The organism is Haemophilus sp. HMSC068C11, assembly GCF_001815355.1.
Taxonomy (GTDB): domain Bacteria; phylum Pseudomonadota; class Gammaproteobacteria; order Enterobacterales; family Pasteurellaceae; genus Haemophilus_D.
Window position 1 is genome coordinate 404,144 of record NZ_KV820375.1, and the last position, 19,377, is coordinate 423,520.

Below are 19,377 nucleotides of genomic sequence, written 5' to 3' on the forward strand. Positions count from 1 at the left end.
GAATAAATTTAGATAAATTCTAATCGCAAGCGATTAATTTTAAATAAAACTTGCATAAATATTCTTTTTTTGAGAATGTATCGCCATTTTTCAAAATAAACAGGAAAATTTATGTCGCATGATAATTTAAAAGAATTGACCTTCCGAGGAATGTTCCTTGGCGCGTTAATTACAGTGATCTTCACTGCATCTAACGTTTATTTAGGTCTTAAAGTGGGGATGACATTTGCCTCCTCTATTCCAGCTGCCGTAATCTCTATGGCAATTTTAAAATTCTTCAAGGATTCCAGTATCTTAGAAAATAACATGGTACAAACCCAAGCTTCATCAGCAGGGACGCTATCTTCTGTTATTTTCGTGCTTCCAGGCCTATTAATGATGGGTTACTGGCAAGAATTTCCATTTTGGCAAACTGTGCTTATCTGTGCCTCTGGTGGTACTCTAGGCGTACTATTTACCATTCCATTACGTCGTGCAATGGTAGTAAACAGCGACTTACCTTACCCTGAAGGTGTGGCAGCGGCTGAAATCTTAAAAGCGGGCAACAATAGCGAAAGCGACAGTGGTGTAAAAGATATTGCTTACGGCGGTATTTTTGCAGGTACCGTTGCATTCTTCACCAATGCATTACGTGTCATGTCTGATAGCGCGAGCGCATGGTTCTCTAACGGTAAAGCGATTTTCCAATTACCAATGGGCTTCTCTCTTGCCTTAGTGGGGGCGGGTTACTTAATTGGTATCGTAGGCGGTCTAGCCATGTTATTCGGCACATTCCTTGCTTGGGGTGTCGCAGTACCTTATTTCACTGCAACAGGCGATATGCCAACTGATGCCTCTATTGTTAGTTATGCCATGGCTGAATGGAAAACCAAAGTTCGCTTTATTGGTGTCGGGACTATCGGTATCGCGGCGATTTGGACATTATTAATCCTTCTCAAACCAATGATCGAAGGGATGATTCATTCTTTCCGTATGTTAAAAGGTTCCCAAGAGGAATCAGAACATCGTATTGATATCGACTTATCACCAAAAACCATCATTTACATTTTATTGGCGACTGTCGTGTTAATCGTGATTTCCTTATATCACTTTGTGGCAGCAGCACCTATTTCTGCTGAACTTGCCGTATTATTAGTGGTGGTTTGTACGCTACTCGCGGTGTTAATCGGCTTCTTCGTTGCAGCCGCATCGGGTTATATGGCTGGACTTGTAGGCTCATCTTCTAGCCCTATTTCTGGTATCGGGATCATTTCTGTTATCGTGATTTCACTTGTTTTAGTAACCATTGGTAAAAGCAGTGGTTTATTTGAAACGGCTGACGGTCAAAAATTCTTAACGGCATTGACCTTATTCACGGCATCTATCGTTTTAACCACCGCGACTATTTCAAACGATAACTTACAAGACTTAAAAACCGGTCTTCTAGTTGAAGCCACCCCTTGGAGACAACAGGTTGCATTGATTATCGGTTGTTTCGTGGGTGCATTAGTGATTGCACCAGTATTAGAAATTTTATACCACGCTTATGGTTTCACGGGTGCATTACCGCGTCCAGACATGGATCCAACACAAGCACTTTCTGCGCCTCAAGCCACCATTATGACCACCATTTCTAAAGGTATTTTTACGAACCAATTAGAATGGACTTATATTTTAAGTGGTGTGGGCTTAGGTATTGTGTTGATTATTGTAGATGCATTTATGCGTAAAACCAGTAACAGTCGCTTTGCCTTACCGGTATTAGCCGTCGGGATTGGTATCTACCTTCCACCATCAATCAATATGCCGGTTGTCGTTGGGGCTGTAATGGCATGGTTCATCACCCGTCATATTAAAAACTATGCAAAACGCACTCATGACGCTGAAGTAGAGAAAAAAGCAGAACGTTTCGGCACACTCTTCGCGGCAGGTTTAATTGTGGGTGAAAGCTTAATGGGCGTTATCTTAGCCTTTATCATTGCAGCATCTGTGACTTCGGGTGGTTCAGAAGCACCATTAGCCTTAGCGTTAGAAAACTGGGATAATATTGGCGAATTACTTGGTCTTGCCGTATTTATCTTTGGTATCTTTATTTTCGTTTCTCGTGTATTACGTGCGAAGAAATCGAAATAATGGATTTAAATAGGCTGTCCTCGGATAGCCTATTTTTCTAGGAGCTTAAGGTGTCAACGCAATCCCCTTATCTAAAGGCAATGATTATCTTCCCACTGATTACTCAGTTGATAGGTAGTGTTATTGCTTATGCCATTTTTGGTCTAGACTACTGCAAAGAAGGTAACTTCGATGCCGCATTATTTGGTTTCTTTCTTACATTCTGGCCACTTACCGTGCCGGCGATAATCAACGCTTACTTTGCTAAATACCGCGGCTATCTACGTCATCAGTGGAATAAAATTCTCATTTTTTCATTCATCATTCTTTTTTGTTATTGGAGCATCGGCAATCTTCTCATCGCACCCAATACCCAATATCTGACTGATCGTGTATTATTCGTCTTAGAGGGCTCTGTCATCCTAGCAATCTATACGACAATTTGCCTCTTCTTGTTATTACCGAAATCAAAGTAGGAAATAAACATGCAATTATCTCAATCTCTTCTCGATCAAGTCCGCACACTCGCTAATGAAGCGGGAAAACATTTAACTCATTTTTACCAACAGAATGTGACAATACAAACCAAATCGGATAACACCCCTGTCACGGAAGCCGATTTATTTGTCAGCCAATTTCTAATCGAAAAACTGACCGCACTTTTCCCTGACATTCCTGTTATTTCAGAGGAAAACTGCAATATCCCCTTTGAACAACGCCAAACTTGGCACACTTATTGGCTAATCGATCCCCTTGATGGCACGCAGCAATTTATTGATCGCACCGATCAATTCTCCGTATTGATTACACTCGTGCAAGACCACCAACCTGTGCTAGGCGTGATTCACTTCCCTATTTTGAATATCACCTATTACGCCATGAAAGGTTTTGGGGCATTCAAACAAAGTAACAAAGAGATAACACGCTTACAGCCAAGAAACATAGATCTCACCAAACCGTTAAAAATCGCCGTAGGCGCCACCACCTCACAAGAAAAAGTGCGGTCAATTTTAGCGAAGAATTTGCCATGTGAATTTACGGTGGTGGGTTCGAGTAGTTTGAAAAGTGGTTTGGTTGCAGAAGGAATTGTTGATTGCTATGTTCGCCTCGGCAAAACCGGTGAATGGGATACGGCAGGCGCTGAAATTTTATTAGCTGAAATCAATGGGATGATTTTCGATCCGCACTATCAGCCGCTCACCTATAATCATCGTGAAAGTTTAATTAATCCACCCTTTGTGATGGTGGCAGATAATACACAAAATTGGGCATCTGTCTTTCAATTTAATTGATTGGTTCGATTGGTAAAGTGCAGTAATATATTGCATTATTTAAAAATACTACTCGGAACAATAAGGAATAATATGCAAACGAATAATAACTGTATCGTAATTTTTGGTGCTTCCGGTGATTTAACTCACCGTAAACTCATTCCCGCACTTTATAATCTCTTCAAATTTGGCCGCTTAAACAAATTTTCTGTATTAGGTGTCGCGCGTTCAGAATTAAACGATGAGACTTTCCGTGAAAAAATGCGTGAAGCGTTACTTGAAACAGAAGAAACCACTCCAGAAACGCTAGACGCTTTTTGTAGTCATCTCTATTACCAAGCGGTAAACACATCTGATGCTGCGGATTACGGTAAATTAGTCCCTCGTTTAGAAGAATTACATACTAAATATCAAACGAATGGCAACACCCTTTACTATATGTCCACGCCACCAAGCTTATATGGTGTAATTCCAGAATGCCTCGCGGCCCATGGTTTAAACGAAGAAAAAGACGGTTGGAAACGTATTATTGTCGAAAAACCTTTTGGTTACGATGAAAAAACAGCACAAGAACTCGACGTCCAAATTCATCGTTTCTTTGAAGAACATCAGATCTATCGTATCGATCATTATCTTGGTAAAGAAACCGTACAAAACTTGCTTGTTTTGCGCTTCTCGAATGGCTTATTCGAACCACTTTGGAACCGTAATTACATTGATTATGTCGAAATTACGGGTGCCGAAGCCATTGGTGTAGAAGAACGTGGTGGCTATTATGATGGTTCTGGCGCAATGCGTGACATGTTCCAAAACCACTTATTACAAGTTTTAGCCATGGTTGCCATGGAACCACCCGCAATCATCAATGCGAACTCAATGCGTGATGAAGTGGCCAAAGTCATGCATTCTTTACGTCCATTAACGCAAGATGACGTTGAGCACAACTTAGTGCTTGGCCAATACACTGCTGCGGAAATTGATGGCAAAGAAGTCAAAGGCTATTTACAAGAAAAAGGTGTACCTGCTAACTCTCGCACTGAAACCTTTATGGCGCTACGTTGCGAAATCGAAAACTGGCGTTGGGCAGGTGTGCCTTTCTATGTGCGTACAGGTAAACGCTTACCAGCACGTGTGACAGAAATTGTGATTCATTTCAAAACCACGCCACATCCGGTATTCAGTCAAAATGCGCCTGAGAATAAATTGATCATCCGTATTCAACCTGATGAAGCCATTTCAATGCGCTTCGGTTTGAAAAAACCAGGTGCAGGCTTCGAAGCGAAAGAAGTATCAATGGATTTCCGTTATGCCGATTTAGCCGATGAGCAAGTGCTAACAGCTTATGAACGCTTATTGCTTGATGCGATGAAAGGCGATGCGACACTCTTTGCGCGTACTGACGCAGTACACGCCGCATGGAAATTCGTTCAACCGATTTTAGACTACAAAGAAGCGGGCGGCCGAGTTCATGAATATGAAGCCGGCACTTGGGGACCAGTTGCCGCTGAAAAACTCATTGCGAAAAGCGGTCGCGTATGGCGTAAACCAAGCGGTAAAATGAAGAAAAAGGTTTAGTCATCAATATCTCGCCTTCTTCAATAGAAGAAGGCTTATCACCGAATAGAGAGAAACAAACATGAACACCATTACCTTCCCAACGGCTCAACACGCTGTTGAAAAGATTGCTCAAGAATTTGTGATTTATAGTCAATTAAGTCACCCTGTGCATATTTCTCTTTCTGGCGGTTCAACACCTAAGCTGTTATTCAAAACTTTAGCCAAAGCGCCTTATACCGAACAAATCAACTGGAAGAATCTGCATTTTTGGTGGGGTGATGATCGCATGGTTCCACCAACAGATTCAGAAAGCAACTACGGTGAAGTGCAAAAACTCTTATTCGATCATATTCAAATTCCCGCAGAAAATATCCACCGAATTCGTGGCGAAAATGAACCGCACTTTGAGTTAAAACGTTTCGAAGAAGAATTAAGTGCGGTCATTCCAAACGGTGTTTTTGATTGGATCATTCTAGGTATGGGAACTGACGGTCATACCGCTTCTCTCTTCCCACATCAAACCAATTTTGATGATGAAAACCTAGCTGTCATTGCTAAACACCCTGAAAGTGGTCAAATTCGCATTTCTAAAACAGCCAAACTCATTGAACAAGCGAAACGCATTACCTATTTGGTCACTGGCGAAAGCAAAGCAGACATTTTAAAAGAAATCCAAACGACTCCTGCAGAGAATCTGCCTTATCCCGCAGCAAAAATTAAAGCAAAAAATGGAGTGACGGAATGGTATTTGGATAAAGCGGCAGCTAAATTGCTATAACAGGTTAAGTATCAAATATCACAGGCTTGCAAAATGATAGACTACAAAGTGAATGAACCGATTTCAGTTAAACAATTTATTGAATTGTTAAATAAAACAACGCTCGGGGCACGCCGTCCGTTAGAGGATGAAAAACGCGTCGCGGCAATGTTGCATCATGCGGATTTATTAGTGACCGCTTGGGATGGTGAACGATTAGTGGGTGTGGCACGTTCCGTGACAGATTTTGCCTACTGCTGTTATTTATCTGATTTAGCGGTTGATGAACAATATCAAAAACAAGGTATCGGCTTGAAGTTGATTGAACACACTAAGCAAGCCTTACATCCACAAGCCAAAATCGTGCTTTTATCTGCTCCACAAGCAGTAGATTATTATCCGCATATTGGATTTACTCAACATATGAGTGCATGGACGAAGAGTTAATTTATTAGAATGATATGGAGACAAAAATGAAAAAACTGTTTGTACTGCTTACTTCAACTTTGTTATTTGCTTGTTCATCTGGTCCATCTTTAGATCAGTTAGCGACACAAATGCCAAAAGATAATCGCTCAGTAATGCTTCAAGTTCCAGAAGCAGGAAACCCAGTTTCAAATGGAATGCTTGTAGCAACGATTAGAACCGCAGGTGGTACTTCAGGAAAACGACTCATATCTCTTTTAGCTACAGATAATTTACACATTGGAATTGCAGGGAACAGTCAATCTGTGAATAAAGCAGTTGCTATGTATGGACTAAATAATGCAGAAAAGGTCGGTAAGAATGTATCTTTATACCTTGTTGGAGATAGTCAAAGTGATAAAGCAGATCTAGAAAAAGCCGCAAAAGCGAAAAATGTAGAAATGCATTACATTATGCAAAAATAAGATATAGATACATCAGATGCGGAGTGACTTAATGTTGAATTTAGATAATAAAAAATTTGTTGCGGTTGAAAACACCGCAAATGGTGAGGTCAGTAGCCAAACAGAATTTCATTACCATCAACAAGGTAAAATGATTTGGGCAGAATATGGTGGCGGTGAAATTTTAAAAGGCTTTTTAATTGGAAAATGGATTAACGATACTCAAATTGAATTTACGTATCAACATTTAAATCAATCTCTAGAAAATCGTTTGGGGCGTTGCTGTACAACATTTTCTTTAGAAGAAAGTAAACTCGTCGGCCATGAAAAATGGCAGTGGCTAGACACGTTAGAGCAAGGTAGCTCTTTAATTAGAGAAATTTAAAAGAAGTTTTGCTATAGAATATCTGAAACAAGGTATCATCTTGCAGTTAATTGAACACACTAAGCAAGCCTTACATCCACAAGCCAAAATCGTGCTTTTATCTGCTCCACAAGCAGTGGATTATTATCCACATATTGGATTTACTCAACATATGAGTGCGTGGACGAAGAGTCAAAAAGCTCGTGGATATAATAAGAAAATAGCTCATAACATCCAATACTATTAAACCGGAGATAAGAAGTATGGACAACGACACCTTTATAGCAAGTATTACATCAGCATCAACTATTGTTTCAGCTTTTGGTGCTGCCTATTTAACCAACTACTTAAATAATAAAAAACAAAAGGATAATGAAGAAGATATACTTATTAATGATATAAAAAATTTTGCTCAGCAGTGTTTTAATATAGCAAATGACAATAAAGGTTCAATTAAGCAACATGATTTTATAAGATTAACTAGGACTTTAAAAGAATACCAGTCTTACTTCAGAGTCCTCAACCTAAATGAAAATGAAGCTCCCATTAGTAAGAGCCTAACAGAACTGAAACGTATAGTGAAGACGTATCGAGAGGATTATAGGAAAAATCTAATTAATAGCACAAAAGACTTGGATCAATCTGATAGTAATAAGCAGAGTTCCGGATTCAACTATATTCTTAAAGAATTAGCAAAGATAAATAAGTAATAATCCTTGTAGGATTTAAAATATTATGGTGGGTAAAAGTCCCCCTACCAATTAAAAATAGGAGAAAACAATGTCAGTAAAAGGCGACATCGGTGTTATCGGCTTAGCCGTAATGGGGCAAAACCTCATTTTAAATATGAATGATCATGGCTTTAAAGTGGTGGCATATAACCGTACCACTTCAAAAGTGGATGAATTTTTACAAGGTGCAGCAAAAGGCACCAATATTATCGGTGCATACTCTTTAGAAGATTTAGCTTCTAAATTAGAGAAACCACGTAAAGTGATGTTAATGGTACGCGCGGGTGATGTGGTGGATCAGTTCATTGAGGCATTATTACCGCACTTAGAAGAAGGCGACATCATCATTGATGGTGGTAACTCAAACTATCCTGATACCAACCGTCGTGTTAAAGCATTGGCTGAAAAAGGCATTCGCTTTATCGGTTCGGGTGTTTCGGGGGGTGAAGAAGGTGCACGTCATGGACCCTCTATCATGCCGGGTGGTAACCACGAAGCATGGCCATATGTTAAACCAATCTTCCAAGCCATCTCTGCTAAAACCGAACAAGGTGAACCTTGCTGTGACTGGGTTGGTGGAGAAGGTGCTGGCCACTTTGTGAAAATGGTTCACAATGGTATCGAATATGGCGATATGCAATTAATTTGTGAAGCTTACCAATTCTTAAAAGAAGGTTTAGGCTTAAGCTATGAAGAAATGCAAGCTATCTTCGCAGAATGGAAAAAAACTGAACTTGATAGCTACTTAATCGATATCACGACCGATATTCTTGGTTATAAAGATGCTGATGGTGAACCATTAGTTGAAAAGATCTTAGATACAGCTGGCCAAAAAGGGACCGGTAAATGGACGGGTATCAATGCATTAGATTTCGGTATTCCATTAACCTTAATCACTGAATCTGTCTTTGCTCGTTGCGTATCTTCCTTTAAAGATCAACGTGTTGCCGCTAACCAATTATTTGGCAAAACAATTCAACCGGTTGAAGGCGATAAAAAAGTGTGGATTGAAGCGGTACGTAAAGCCTTATTAGCGTCTAAAATCATTTCTTACGCACAAGGCTTTATGCTGATTCGTGAAGCCTCTGAACAATTTGGCTGGAACATCAACTACGGTGCAACAGCATTATTATGGCGTGAAGGTTGTATTATCCGTAGCCGTTTCTTAGGTAACATTCGTGATGCATATGAAGCCAATCCAGATTTAATCTTCTTAGGTTCAGATAGTTACTTCAAAGGCATTTTAGAAAACGCATTGAGTGACTGGCGTAAAGTGGTGGCAAAATCGATCGAAGTAGGTATCCCAATGCCTTGTATGGCATCTGCGATTACCTTCTTAGATGGTTACACTTCAGCCCGTTTACCAGCAAACTTGTTGCAAGCACAACGTGACTACTTCGGTGCACATACTTATGAGCGTACCGACAAACCACGCGGTGAATTCTTCCACACCAACTGGACAGGTCGCGGTGGTAATACTGCATCTACCACTTATGATGTGTAAATCTAAAAACGCATGATAAACTCACCGCACTTTGTTCGCATAAAGTGCGGTTTATTTTTACCTTATTTTGGAGAAACCTATGTTACCTCAATCACGCTTAGATAAAATTTCAGAAATGGAAAACCTTCTCAATGAAGCAGAGAGTTTCTTAGCTGACGCAGAACAATTTCTTGAAAAATGGCAGGCCTTCTTACCAAAAATGAAAACCTTAGAACACTATTATTTTGATGGTGACTGGCGAGCTGACTATCGGGCTTATGAAGAAGGTGAAATTCCTGAAAATATGCCTTGTGGTGTATTAAGTGAAGATTTAGTATTTAATGCGAGTACAGGACACCATGGATTGGCGATTGAATATTTGAAAGTGATTGCGAAAGTATTAGATCAAGCTAAAGATTAATATTCAATATATTTAATTGTTCAAAAAAACATCGAAAAACGCATATTTTTGAACTTTCATTCATATCCGTTTGTCTTATGGAGTACTATCAATATGGATAGTTTTATATGTTAAACACGGAGAGATCCTATGAAATTAATTGGAAAATCACTTGTTATCGCGATGACTGTTATTTCCCTTGCTGCATGTGGAAATATGAACCGTACACAAAAAAATACAACAGCTGGTGCAGCTATTGGTGGTGCAGCAGGCTATATGCTTGGTGGTAATACCGCGACCACATTAGGTGGTGCCGCATTAGGTGGCGTAATCGGTAGCCAAGTCAATAAATAGTCAAAAAAATAACCGCACTTAATGAGTGCGGTTATTTTTTATTGTTTCTCTGCAGCTTTTTCTGCGCTAGGTTTACGGCGTTTACCAATGTTTTTTGTATCTTTATGACGAAGTTTAGCTTTCTTCTTCACCTCTGATTTTTTCTTTTCTTCACGCTTTTCTTTAATACGTGCTTTTTGCTTTTTAGACATGGATTTTACTTCCCCATCTTTTGGTGGTTTGGTACGAGGTTCTAATCCTTCTAAAATACGCGCTTTTAAAAGTTCTTCTGTATAACGCTTAATCTTACCGAGTAATTTGTAATCATGCGCTTCCACAAAAGAAACCGCTGTGCCTTTTTTTCCTGCTCGAGCGGTACGACCAATACGATGTAAATACGTATCTGCACTATAAGGTAAATCGAAGTTCATGACGTGTGTGACATCATCAATATCAATCCCGCGAGCAGCCACGTCAGTTGCCACTAACACAGTAACAACACCTGATTTCAACTTATCAATGGCATTATTACGTTGCGTTTGTGCCATATCGCCTTCTAGATAAGTGGAGCGAATGCCACGTTTACGCAAAGTTTCAGAAAGCTCACGCACATCTTCGCGACGACGGACAAACACAATACCACGGCTCACTTTCTCGATTTCGATAAAACGTGCAAGCAACTTAATTTTATGTTCATTGCTATCAGCGTGATAATACCACTGATTGATTTTCTTACGCTCACGACGACTTGGCTCGGCATCAATTTTTACCGGATCATTCAATAAACGTTCTGCGAAATCAACTAATAACTCCCCTTCTAATGTGGCAGAGAAAAGGAGCGTTTGTTTACGCCAACGTGTTTCAGCCGCAATTTTCTCCGCATCTTGCCCAAAGCCCATTTGCAACATGCGATCTGCTTCATCAAAAATTAGCATTTCTACCGCGCGACAATCAAAGTTCTCTTCTTTGATGTATTGCAATAAACGCCCCGGTGTTGCTACTACGATATCCTGATTTGAATTAAATACTTCCCCATGATTTTGATAAGCCACACCGCCAGTAATGGTTGCAATCTTCAAATGCGTGAATTGCGCCAGTTCTTCCGCTTGCTCTGCAACCTGCATCGCTAACTCACGGGTTGGCGTTAAAATTAAAATGCGAGGTGCACCAGGTTTACGACGGGGATAATCCAATAAATGCTGAATCGCTGGCAATAAAAATGCAGCAGTTTTACCTGTACCTGTTGGTGCAGAACCTAACACATCACGCTCTTCCATTGCAGCCGGAATCGCTTCTAATTGGATGGCAGTTGGGCGAGTATAACCTTTCTTTTCTAAGGCTTTTAATAATTCGGGGGAAAGAGCGAATTCTTCAAATGGAGATAAATTCATTATTTTGCGTTAATTTGTTAAAATTGGGGCTGATTATACCTGAAAGTGCGGTCATTTTCCGCAAGATTTTATGAGCAGCTTTACCTTTAAACAATTCCATATTAATCAACAACATTGTGCAATGAAAGTCGGCACAGACGGCATTTTACTGGGTGCTTGGGCGGATGTATCTGATTGTCAGTATATTCTAGATATGGGGACTGGCACAGGCTTGGTTGCATTAATGCTCGCCCAACGAAGTCATGAGCATTGCCAAATTGAAGCCGTTGAACTTGATCCCCTTGCAACACAACAAGCACAAGAAAACTTCCAGGCTTCGCCATGGCACAATCGCCTTTATTTAACACACCAAGATGTGCAAACTTATTGCCAACAAACAGCACATCAATTTGATTTAATTGTGGCGAATCCGCCTTATTTTGCGCAAGGCGTTGAATGTAGAAATAATGAACGAGCACTTGCCCGTTATGTTCAACAAAGCCATTTAGATTGGTTAAATTGGGCGGCGAGTTGTTTATCCGAAAAAGGAAAAATCAGTTTTGTCTTGCCTTATGAGGCGGGGAAAACATTGATAAATTCAACCGCACTCTGTTGCATTAAGCAGACTGATGTCATTACAAAGACAGGGAAAGATCCACAACGGATATTACTCACGTTTAGCCGAGAGCATTTACCACAGGTAAAAGATAGCTTGGTGATTTATAACGAAAACAATCAGTACACAGAGGAATTTATTGCGTTGACGAAGGCATTTTATTTGAAAATGTAAGGGCATATGACTATGCCCTTTTTTATTGATGTGATTAGTGACTTTCCGCTTTGACGAGTTTCGTCCAGTTGTAATAACCATATAATGAGTTAAGTAAGTAAGCACTATACATTAAGTACATCGCTGGCTGCTCTGCCCAAAGTAAAATGGAAAGCACATTTAAGACAATCCACAATAACCATTGCTCACGATAACGCAAAATCATCAATAATTGTGCCGCTACGGTGATAATCGTGGTTAAACCATCTAATCCTGTAGAACTCCCGCCCGCTGCTTTTAAAGCCTGCACAAAGCAGAATGTCCCAATCCCAACACTCACGAGTAAAATTGCCCAACCTTTTGGTGTTAAAGCTTTTGCAATTACACTTTCACTGCCATTATCGTTTTGCATGTGTTGTTTCCACATAAAATAACCGATAAATTGTGATGGAATATACACATAGAGCACCGTATTCATTTCGCCCAGGAAATTGTTTCTCCATGCGACATAAAAATAGGTGTAAGCAAAAATAAGCCCAAAGAAATAGTTGCTAATTTTTCCTTTACTCACCAATACTACACAGAGAATACCTGCAATACCCGAAATCATGCCTAATGGGCTATCTGGCGCAAGAACATAAGCAATAATTTGCGCGGCAAGGAAAATAACCACCCATACCACTTCAAAAGGCTTCCAACCGGATAAAAATTCTTCTTTAAGTCGTTCTGTCCAATTCATGGAACACTCCTGTTTTATAAAAAGTACGCCATTTTTACACCGCACTTTTTTAAAGTAAAGCATAGCGAGTATTTAATTTGATTATTGTGAGATAAATCACACTTTATTTTTCATACTTTTAGATGGCCATGCCTTGCTTTCCCTTATAATCAGACTACAATATCGCCCCATTTTAAGAGATTCATTAAGAGGAAGATGATGTCATTTGCAATCGGTCAACGTTGGATTAGCGAAACAGAAAATAGCCTCGGATTAGGCATGATTACAGACTTAGATTTCCGTTCAGTTACCCTTCACTTTCCCGCCACAGATGAAACCCGAATTTATGCGGTGGCACAAGCTCCCTTAACCCGAATTGTATTGAATAAAGGGGAACAACTTCATCACCAGGCAGGTTGGCAAGGTGAAGTTCTTGATGTTCAAGAAATGAATGGTCTCTTATTTTATTTAGTCAAAAATGCGCAAGGCGAAGACGTTATCGTCAATGAAAAAGAACTTTCTCCGATAATTTCTTTTAGCCAAGCGAAAGATCGCCTCTTTTCATCGCAAATTGACCGCAGTGAACATTTTGCGTTGCGTTATCAAACTCTTCTACATCAACAAGCTCAATTCCAATCGCCTTTGCGTGGATTACGAGGCAATCGTGCGGGTTTAATTCCTCATCAACTTCATATCGCGCAAGAGGTAGGAAATCGTGTCAATCCTCGTGTACTCTTAGCGGATGAAGTGGGGTTAGGTAAAACCATTGAAGCAGGGATGATTTTGCAAAACCAGCTTTTTACTGAAAAAGTACAACGTGTATTAATTATTGTACCTGAAACCTTGCAACATCAATGGCTTGTTGAAATGCTTCGTCGTTTTAATTTACATTTTTCATTATTTGATGAAGAACGTTGTGAAGATTTTGCCGAACAAGCTATCAACCCATTTAGTACAGAAAGCTTAATTATCTGTGCATTAGACTGGTTGAAAGCCCATCCCAATCGTGTACAACAAGCTATTGAAGCTGAATTTGACTGTTTAATTGTCGATGAAGCGCATCATTTAGCTTGGTCTGAAAATGCGCCAAGTGCCGCTTATTTATTAGTAGAACAATTAGCGAATGCTATTCCATCTGTTTTATTACTCACCGCAACGCCTGAACAACTGGGTTTGGAAAGCCATTTTGCACGTTTACGCTTGCTTGATCATGAGCGTTTTTACGATTATCAAGCATTCTTGAAGGAGCAAGAAAACTATCAGCCTGTTGCGGATGCTGTGCAATCTTTACTCTCAGAGAAGCCGCTAAGTGCGGTCGAAAAAAATCATATTTCTGATTTACTCAATGAGCAGGATGTCGAATCATTATTCAAAGCTTTAGCCTGTCATAATGATGAGGAGAAACAAGCTGCGCGACAAGAACTCATTCAAAATCTCATCGACAGACATGGCACAAGCCGTATTTTATTTCGCAATACACGCCAAGGTGTAAAAGGTTTCCCGCATCGGGTTTATCACCAAGTAACGATTGATGCGACTGAGGGTGATGAAAAAATTCATTGGTTAATTGATTTCTTAAAATCACACCGAAATGAAAAAATCTTAGTCATTTGTAAAACAGCACAAACGGCAATTCAACTTGAGCAAATTTTACGAGAAAAAGAAGCCATTCGCATTGCTGTTTTCCATGAAAGAATGTCGATTATTGAACGAGATCGTGCAGCGGCTTATTTTGCAGATACTGATAATGGCGCACAAGTTTTACTGAGTTCAAGCATTGGTTCTGAAGGGAGAAACTTCCAATTTGCTTGCCATCTCGTACTCTTCGATTTACCAGAAAATCCTGACTTACTTGAGCAATGTATTGGCCGTTTAGATCGCATCGGGCAAACGCGAGATGTACAAATTTATGTACCCTGCCTATCAGGTTCTGCACAGCAAGATTTAGCACGTTGGTATCATGAAGGATTAAATGCTTTTGAACAAACTTGCCCTATTGGTATGGCATTGTTTGAACAATATGAAACTTTATTAAAAGTGCGGTCAGAAAATAAAGCAGATTTTGAGCAACTCATTCTCCAAACGCAAAAACAAGCAAAAGCATTGCGTTTAGCCTTGGAAAAAGGTCGTGATCGTTTGTTAGAATTAAATTCTAATGGTGGTGAAAAGGCACAACGACTTGCGGGAGAAATTGCTCAAACAGATAATTCGCCACAATTAGTCAATTTTGCACTGAATTTATTTGATATTATTGGTGTAGAACAAGATGATTTAGGTGAAAACAGCATTGTCATCACGCCAACAGGCACCATGCTTGTTCCTGATTTTCCAGGACTAAAAGAAGAAGGTGTCACAGTAACTTTTGACCGACAACTAGCCCTTGCGCGTGAGGAATTAGAATTTCTTACCTGGGATCACCCAATGATTCGTCAAGGCATTGATTTAATCGCTTCTGGCGACATTGGCAAAGCAGCAATGGCATTATTAGTCAATAAACAACTGCCTGCTGGCACGCTACTGGTTGAATTGATTTATATGATTGAAAGCCAATCACCAAAAGGCTTGCAACTGAATCGTTTTCTTCCACCTACACCAGTTCGATTATTGCTGGATAGCAAAGGAAATGATCTCGCCGGACAAGTTAATTTTGATACATTGCAAAATAAACTTAAGCTACTAAGCAAAGACATTGCAAATAAAATGGTCAAAATGGCTCGTCCAAATATTGAGCAATTAATTAAACTAGGCGAGCACAAAATAACTGAAATTGCACAAGCTCAAATTCGAGAAGCCAGTAGATTAGCCGATCAAACATTGAGCACTGAGCTCAATAGACTTATAGCCTTGAAAGCAGTAAATAAAAATATTCGCCAGGTGGAAATTGATGTATTAGAAAAACAACGTTTAGTTTCTCTAGAAGAATTAAGTAAAGCAAGCTGGCGACTAGATAGCCTTCGGGTAATAGTGACAAACAAGGAATAATATGGCACTTATTGAATACCACCCCCCTTTAGAACCGTATTTAGATATTATCTACCAAGATAATCATATCTGCGTAGTAAACAAACCAAGCGGTTTACTTTCAGTCCCTGGCAATCAGCCAGAATACTATGACAGTGCAATGAGTCGGGTAAAAGAGAAATTTGGATTTTGTGAACCTGCACATCGTTTAGATATGGCCACAAGTGGGATTATTCTATTTGCATTAAGTAAAGCGGCAGATAAAGAGTTGAAACGTCAATTTCGTGAACGTGAGCCAAAGAAATATTATCAAGCTTTAGTATGGGGACACTTAGAACAAGATAGTGGGGAAATTAATCTTCCCATGATTTGTGATTGGGAAAATCGCCCGCGTCAACGCATTGATTTTGTATTTGGTAAAAGAGCGGTCACGTTTTATGAAGTTCTAGAAAGATTACCTACTAACTGCACTCGAGTAAAACTGACACCAATCACAGGACGTTCACATCAACTACGTTTACATACACTCGCACTAGGACATCCTATTTTAGGTGACAAATTTTATTCTCACCCACAATCTAAAGCGATGTCACCTCGCCTATGCTTACATGCAGAAGAACTTACGATTACTCATCCTATTACAGGTGAGAAAATGACATTCAGAGCTGAAGCTGAATTCTAGAAAAAGAAATATAAAAAAGGCTCACATTAGTGAGCCTTTTCATTTTATAACAAATTATTATTCCGCTGCTGCTTCTGCAACTTCTGGACGATCAACTAACTCAATGTATGCCATTGGAGCGTTGTCACCTGCACGGAAACCACATTTTAAGATACGGGTGTAACCACCTGCACGTTGAGCAAAACGTGGACCTAATTCATTGAATAATTTCGCAACAGTTTCGATGTTACGAGTACGAGCGAATGCTAAACGACGGTTTGCAACGCTATCTTCTTTTGCTAATGTAATTAACGGTTCAACTACACGACGTAATTCTTTAGCTTTTGGTAAAGTAGTCTTGATGATTTCATGACTAACTAAAGCACTTGCTAAGTTACGGAACATCGCTTGGCGATGGCTGCTATTACGGTTTAGTTGACGACCACTCTTACGATGGCGCATGATCTTATCCTTCTCAGAAAAATCTTAACCTATGACCAAACTAGTCTTCAGCAATACTTGCTGGTGGCCAATTCTCAAGGCGCATACCAAGTGACAAGCCACGTGAAGCGAGAACGTCTTTAATTTCAGTAAGAGATTTCTTACCAAGATTAGGCGTTTTTAATAACTCAACTTCTGTACGTTGTACTAAGTCACCGATATAGTGAATTGTTTCTGCTTTCAAACAGTTAGCAGAACGAACTGTCAACTCTAAGTCATCAACAGGACGTAATAAAATCGGATCAAATTCCGGTTTTTCTTCCTTGACTTCAGGTTGACGAACATCACGCAAATCAACGAATGCATCGAGTTGCTCTGCTAAAATTGTTGCTGCACGACGAATTGCTTCTTCCGGATCAATAGTCCCGTTAGTTTCTAACTCGATAACTAGTTTATCTAAGTCAGTACGTTGTTCAACACGTGCTGCTTCAACATTGTAAGCAATACGGTCAACCGGGCTATAACAAGCGTCTACTAATAAACGACCGATTGGACGATCTTCATTTTGTGAATGAGTACGAGCAGATGCAGGTACATAACCTCTACCACGTTGAACACGAATACGCATATTAATAGATGCGTTTTCGTCTGTTAAGTGACAGATTACATGTGATGGATTAACAATCTCAACATCACCATCGTGGGTGATATCTGCTGCAACAACAGGGCCAATTCCAGATTTATTTAATGTCAGAATAACATCATCTTTATTCTGTACTTTAACCGCTAGACCTTTAAGGTTTAAAAGAACTTCAAGAATATCTTCCTGAACACCTTCTTTACTACTATATTCATGCAATACGCCATCAATTTCTACTTCAGTTACAGCACAACCTGGCATTGAAGACAGAAGGATACGACGTAATGCATTCCCTAGAGTATGACCAAAGCCACGCTCTAACGGTTCTAAGATCACCTTAGCATGAGTAGAGCTAATTTGCTCGATATCTACTAAGCGTGGTTTTAAAAATTCTGTAACAGAACCCTGCATTTTATCCTCTCTTTGCTTTTAAGCTTAACTATTATTTAGAGTAAAGCTCAACGATCAGATGTTCGTTAATGTCTGCTGATAAATCAGAACGTTCAGGAACACGTTTGAACACACCTTCCATTTTCGCAGAATCAACTTCTAACCAAGTTGGTTTTTCTCTTTGTTCTGCTAATTCTAATGATGCTTTAATACGTGCTTGTTTTTTAGATTTCTCACGAACAGCAACGACATCATTTACAGAAACTTGGAAAGATGGGATATTTACAACACGACCATTTACGACAATCGCTTTGTGGCTCACTAATTGACGAGCTTCTGCGCGAGTTGCAGCAAATCCCATGCGATAAACAACGTTATCCAATCTACCTTCTAATAATACTAGTAAGTTTTCACCAGTATTACCTTTTAAACGGTTTGCTTCTTTATAGTAGTTACGGAATTGACGCTCTAAAATACCATAGATACGACGAACTTTTTGTTTTTCACGTAATTGACTACCATAGTCAGACAAACGCGGTTTACGAGCACCGTGTTGACCTGGTGCTGTATCAATTTTACATTTTGAATCAATCGCACGCACACCTGATTTAAGGAATAAATCAGTGCCTTCACGACGGCTGAGCTTGAGTTTAGGGCCCAAATATCTTGCCATTTTCTTTCTCCAACTATCCTATTACGCCATTAAACACGACGTTTTTTCGGTGGACGACAACCGTTATGAGGAATCGGAGTCACATCAGTGATGTTCGTGATACGGAAACCCGCTGCATTTAATGCACGGATTGTTGATTCACGACCCGGACCCGGACCTTTAACCATAACTTCCAAGTTCTTTAAGCCGAATTCTTTAACGATTTCAGCACAACGTTCTGCAGCAACTTGTGCAGCGAACGGGGTAGATTTACGAGAACCACGGAAACCTGAACCACCTGCTGTAGCCCAAGCTAAAGCATTACCTTGACGGTCAGTAATGGTAACGATTGTATTATTGAAAGATGCGTGAATGTGTGCTACGCCATCTACAACTTGTTTTTTTACACGTTTACGTGCACGAACTGGTGTTTTAGCCATTCTTTATTTACCCCGACTATTTTTTGATCGGCTTACGTGGACCCTTACGGGTACGCGCATTAGTTTTAGTACGTTGACCACGTACCGGTAAACTACGACGATGACGTAAACCACGGTAACAACCTAAGTCTAAAAGACGTTTGATGTTTAGTGTTACTTCACGACGTAAGTCACCTTCAACGGTAAATTTACCAACTTCGTCACGCAGTTTGTCAATCTGCTCTTCAGACAATTCGCTGATCTTAACATCTTCAGCAATACCCGCTGCAGCACAAATGCTTTTAGAACGAGTTTTACCGATACCGTAAATTGCAGTTAAAGCGATTACAGCGTGTTTGTGATCAGGAATGTTAATGCCTGCAATACGGGCCACTATGCACTCCTATTATTTTAACTAATTTGGTATTCTGATCTTGAAAAGCCCGTTTTCAGGATACTCAAACAGAATACCAAGGACATAAATGAGTTGAGTAGTATAA

At 39.9% G+C, this 19,377-nt stretch carries 22 protein-coding genes and 1 pseudogene; 16 read left to right on the forward strand and 7 right to left on the reverse strand.

Annotation, left to right across the window (positions count from 1 at the left end):
* Positions 1-111: 111 nt before the first annotated feature.
* From HMPREF3020_RS08970 to HMPREF3020_RS09030, 13 genes and pseudogenes are all read left to right on the forward strand, one after another.
* Complete coding sequence (locus tag HMPREF3020_RS08970) at positions 112-2,112, forward strand: OPT family oligopeptide transporter (RefSeq protein WP_083315452.1); 2,001 nt, start codon at positions 112-114, stop codon at positions 2,110-2,112.
* 50 nt (positions 2,113-2,162) lie between these two features.
* Entirely contained in the window at positions 2,163-2,567 is a 405-nt protein-coding gene (locus tag HMPREF3020_RS08975) for a hypothetical protein (protein WP_049384636.1), read from the forward strand.
* 9 nt (positions 2,568-2,576) lie between these two features.
* Positions 2,577-3,383, forward strand: coding sequence for a 3'(2'),5'-bisphosphate nucleotidase CysQ (gene cysQ / locus HMPREF3020_RS08980; RefSeq protein WP_070776251.1), 807 nt, complete (start codon positions 2,577-2,579; stop codon positions 3,381-3,383).
* 72 nt (positions 3,384-3,455) lie between these two features.
* Positions 3,456-4,937: a glucose-6-phosphate dehydrogenase gene (gene zwf, locus HMPREF3020_RS08985; RefSeq protein ID WP_049384638.1), complete on the forward strand. Its 1,482-nt coding sequence runs from the start codon at positions 3,456-3,458 to the stop codon at positions 4,935-4,937.
* Positions 4,938-4,998: 61 nt separating this feature from the next.
* Positions 4,999-5,697, forward strand: a complete 699-nt coding sequence (pgl, locus tag HMPREF3020_RS08990; RefSeq protein ID WP_049384639.1) for a 6-phosphogluconolactonase — start codon at positions 4,999-5,001, stop codon at positions 5,695-5,697.
* A gap of 33 nt (positions 5,698-5,730) precedes the next feature.
* Positions 5,731-6,123, forward strand: coding sequence for a GNAT family N-acetyltransferase (locus HMPREF3020_RS08995; RefSeq protein ID WP_070776252.1), 393 nt, complete (start codon positions 5,731-5,733; stop codon positions 6,121-6,123).
* A gap of 26 nt (positions 6,124-6,149) precedes the next feature.
* Entirely contained in the window at positions 6,150-6,566 is a 417-nt protein-coding gene (locus HMPREF3020_RS09000; RefSeq protein ID WP_065422632.1) for a hypothetical protein, read from the forward strand.
* Positions 6,567-6,597: 31 nt separating this feature from the next.
* The gene (locus HMPREF3020_RS09005; protein ID WP_049385177.1) at positions 6,598-6,930 is read left to right on the forward strand and encodes an avidin-fold protein; all 333 of its coding nucleotides are present in this window, start codon (positions 6,598-6,600) and stop codon (positions 6,928-6,930) included.
* 16 nt (positions 6,931-6,946) lie between these two features.
* Positions 6,947-7,156, forward strand: a pseudogene (locus tag HMPREF3020_RS09010) (hypothetical protein); the annotation flags it as partial.
* A 16-nt stretch (positions 7,157-7,172) separates the two neighbouring features.
* Positions 7,173-7,619, forward strand: a complete 447-nt coding sequence (locus tag HMPREF3020_RS09015; protein ID WP_049384336.1) for a hypothetical protein — start codon at positions 7,173-7,175, stop codon at positions 7,617-7,619.
* A 70-nt stretch (positions 7,620-7,689) separates the two neighbouring features.
* On the forward strand, positions 7,690-9,144 hold the full coding sequence (gene gnd, locus HMPREF3020_RS09020; protein WP_049374836.1) for a decarboxylating NADP(+)-dependent phosphogluconate dehydrogenase: 1,455 nt from the start codon (positions 7,690-7,692) through the stop codon (positions 9,142-9,144).
* Positions 9,145-9,223: 79 nt separating this feature from the next.
* On the forward strand, positions 9,224-9,544 hold the full coding sequence (locus HMPREF3020_RS09025) for a DUF4298 domain-containing protein (protein WP_070776253.1): 321 nt from the start codon (positions 9,224-9,226) through the stop codon (positions 9,542-9,544).
* Between the two features lie 129 nt (positions 9,545-9,673).
* Positions 9,674-9,877 carry a surface antigen gene (locus HMPREF3020_RS09030; protein ID WP_049357284.1) on the forward strand — a complete coding sequence of 68 codons (204 nt, stop codon included), beginning with the start codon at positions 9,674-9,676 and terminating at the stop codon, positions 9,875-9,877.
* Positions 9,878-9,915: 38 nt separating this feature from the next.
* Here HMPREF3020_RS09030 and srmB read toward each other — a convergent pair whose 3' ends face one another.
* Positions 9,916-11,247, reverse strand: coding sequence for an ATP-dependent RNA helicase SrmB (srmB, locus tag HMPREF3020_RS09035; RefSeq protein ID WP_070776254.1), 1,332 nt, complete (start codon positions 11,245-11,247; stop codon positions 9,916-9,918).
* Positions 11,248-11,317: 70 nt separating this feature from the next.
* On the opposite strand from srmB, the gene HMPREF3020_RS09040 reads away from it, so the two are divergent.
* Positions 11,318-12,016, forward strand: coding sequence for a tRNA1(Val) (adenine(37)-N6)-methyltransferase (locus HMPREF3020_RS09040; RefSeq protein WP_049368073.1), 699 nt, complete (start codon positions 11,318-11,320; stop codon positions 12,014-12,016).
* 34 nt (positions 12,017-12,050) lie between these two features.
* Here the strand turns inward: HMPREF3020_RS09040 and pnuC are convergent, their stop codons facing one another.
* Entirely contained in the window at positions 12,051-12,734 is a 684-nt protein-coding gene (gene pnuC, locus HMPREF3020_RS09045; protein WP_049368072.1) for a nicotinamide riboside transporter PnuC, read from the reverse strand.
* Between the two features lie 198 nt (positions 12,735-12,932).
* On the opposite strand from pnuC, the gene rapA reads away from it, so the two are divergent.
* Positions 12,933-15,695: an RNA polymerase-associated protein RapA gene (rapA, locus tag HMPREF3020_RS09050; protein WP_049368071.1), complete on the forward strand. Its 2,763-nt coding sequence runs from the start codon at positions 12,933-12,935 to the stop codon at positions 15,693-15,695.
* A 1-nt stretch (position 15,696) separates the two neighbouring features.
* Positions 15,697-16,356, forward strand: coding sequence for a bifunctional tRNA pseudouridine(32) synthase/23S rRNA pseudouridine(746) synthase RluA (rluA, locus tag HMPREF3020_RS09055; RefSeq protein WP_049368070.1), 660 nt, complete (start codon positions 15,697-15,699; stop codon positions 16,354-16,356).
* Between the two features lie 57 nt (positions 16,357-16,413).
* Here rluA and rplQ read toward each other — a convergent pair whose 3' ends face one another.
* Genes rplQ through rpsM form a run of 5 tightly spaced genes read right to left on the reverse strand, consistent with a single transcriptional unit; the run spans position 16,414 to position 19,271 of the window.
* The gene (rplQ, locus tag HMPREF3020_RS09060) at positions 16,414-16,797 is read right to left on the reverse strand and encodes a 50S ribosomal protein L17 (RefSeq protein ID WP_005695104.1); all 384 of its coding nucleotides are present in this window, start codon (positions 16,795-16,797) and stop codon (positions 16,414-16,416) included.
* Positions 16,798-16,837: 40 nt separating this feature from the next.
* Entirely contained in the window at positions 16,838-17,827 is a 990-nt protein-coding gene (locus HMPREF3020_RS09065; protein WP_005695102.1) for a DNA-directed RNA polymerase subunit alpha, read from the reverse strand.
* A gap of 31 nt (positions 17,828-17,858) precedes the next feature.
* A complete protein-coding gene (rpsD, locus tag HMPREF3020_RS09070) occupies positions 17,859-18,479 on the reverse strand; it encodes a 30S ribosomal protein S4 (protein ID WP_005625866.1) in 621 nt (206 codons plus the stop codon).
* Between the two features lie 29 nt (positions 18,480-18,508).
* Positions 18,509-18,898 (reverse strand): 30S ribosomal protein S11, encoded by a 390-nt coding sequence (rpsK, locus tag HMPREF3020_RS09075; RefSeq protein WP_005543603.1) that lies wholly within the window; start codon positions 18,896-18,898, stop codon positions 18,509-18,511.
* Positions 18,899-18,914: 16 nt separating this feature from the next.
* Positions 18,915-19,271: a 30S ribosomal protein S13 gene (gene rpsM, locus HMPREF3020_RS09080; RefSeq protein WP_005548758.1), complete on the reverse strand. Its 357-nt coding sequence runs from the start codon at positions 19,269-19,271 to the stop codon at positions 18,915-18,917.
* Positions 19,272-19,377 lie beyond the last annotated feature (106 nt).

Excerpts from the sequence above, each read along its gene's own strand:
- HMPREF3020_RS08970 (WP_083315452.1), top strand. The coding sequence starts at position 112 with ATGTCGCATGATAATTTAAAAGAATTGACCTTCCGAGGAATGTTCCTT.
- cysQ (WP_070776251.1), top strand. The coding sequence starts at position 2,577 with ATGCAATTATCTCAATCTCTTCTCGATCAAGTCCGCACACTCGCTAAT.
- zwf (WP_049384638.1), top strand. The coding sequence starts at position 3,456 with ATGCAAACGAATAATAACTGTATCGTAATTTTTGGTGCTTCCGGTGAT.
- pgl (WP_049384639.1), top strand. The coding sequence starts at position 4,999 with ATGAACACCATTACCTTCCCAACGGCTCAACACGCTGTTGAAAAGATT.
- HMPREF3020_RS08995 (WP_070776252.1), top strand. The coding sequence starts at position 5,731 with ATGATAGACTACAAAGTGAATGAACCGATTTCAGTTAAACAATTTATT.
- HMPREF3020_RS09000 (WP_065422632.1), top strand. The coding sequence starts at position 6,150 with ATGAAAAAACTGTTTGTACTGCTTACTTCAACTTTGTTATTTGCTTGT.
- HMPREF3020_RS09005 (WP_049385177.1), top strand. The coding sequence starts at position 6,598 with ATGTTGAATTTAGATAATAAAAAATTTGTTGCGGTTGAAAACACCGCA.
- HMPREF3020_RS09015 (WP_049384336.1), top strand. The coding sequence starts at position 7,173 with ATGGACAACGACACCTTTATAGCAAGTATTACATCAGCATCAACTATT.
- gnd (WP_049374836.1), top strand. The coding sequence starts at position 7,690 with ATGTCAGTAAAAGGCGACATCGGTGTTATCGGCTTAGCCGTAATGGGG.
- HMPREF3020_RS09025 (WP_070776253.1), top strand. The coding sequence starts at position 9,224 with ATGTTACCTCAATCACGCTTAGATAAAATTTCAGAAATGGAAAACCTT.
- HMPREF3020_RS09030 (WP_049357284.1), top strand. The coding sequence starts at position 9,674 with ATGAAATTAATTGGAAAATCACTTGTTATCGCGATGACTGTTATTTCC.
- srmB (WP_070776254.1), bottom strand. The coding sequence starts at position 11,247 with ATGAATTTATCTCCATTTGAAGAATTCGCTCTTTCCCCCGAATTATTA.
- HMPREF3020_RS09040 (WP_049368073.1), top strand. The coding sequence starts at position 11,318 with ATGAGCAGCTTTACCTTTAAACAATTCCATATTAATCAACAACATTGT.
- pnuC (WP_049368072.1), bottom strand. The coding sequence starts at position 12,734 with ATGAATTGGACAGAACGACTTAAAGAAGAATTTTTATCCGGTTGGAAG.
- rapA (WP_049368071.1), top strand. The coding sequence starts at position 12,933 with ATGTCATTTGCAATCGGTCAACGTTGGATTAGCGAAACAGAAAATAGC.
- rluA (WP_049368070.1), top strand. The coding sequence starts at position 15,697 with ATGGCACTTATTGAATACCACCCCCCTTTAGAACCGTATTTAGATATT.
- rplQ (WP_005695104.1), bottom strand. The coding sequence starts at position 16,797 with ATGCGCCATCGTAAGAGTGGTCGTCAACTAAACCGTAATAGCAGCCAT.
- HMPREF3020_RS09065 (WP_005695102.1), bottom strand. The coding sequence starts at position 17,827 with ATGCAGGGTTCTGTTACAGAATTTTTAAAACCACGCTTAGTAGATATC.
- rpsD (WP_005625866.1), bottom strand. The coding sequence starts at position 18,479 with ATGGCAAGATATTTGGGCCCTAAACTCAAGCTCAGCCGTCGTGAAGGC.
- rpsK (WP_005543603.1), bottom strand. The coding sequence starts at position 18,898 with ATGGCTAAAACACCAGTTCGTGCACGTAAACGTGTAAAAAAACAAGTT.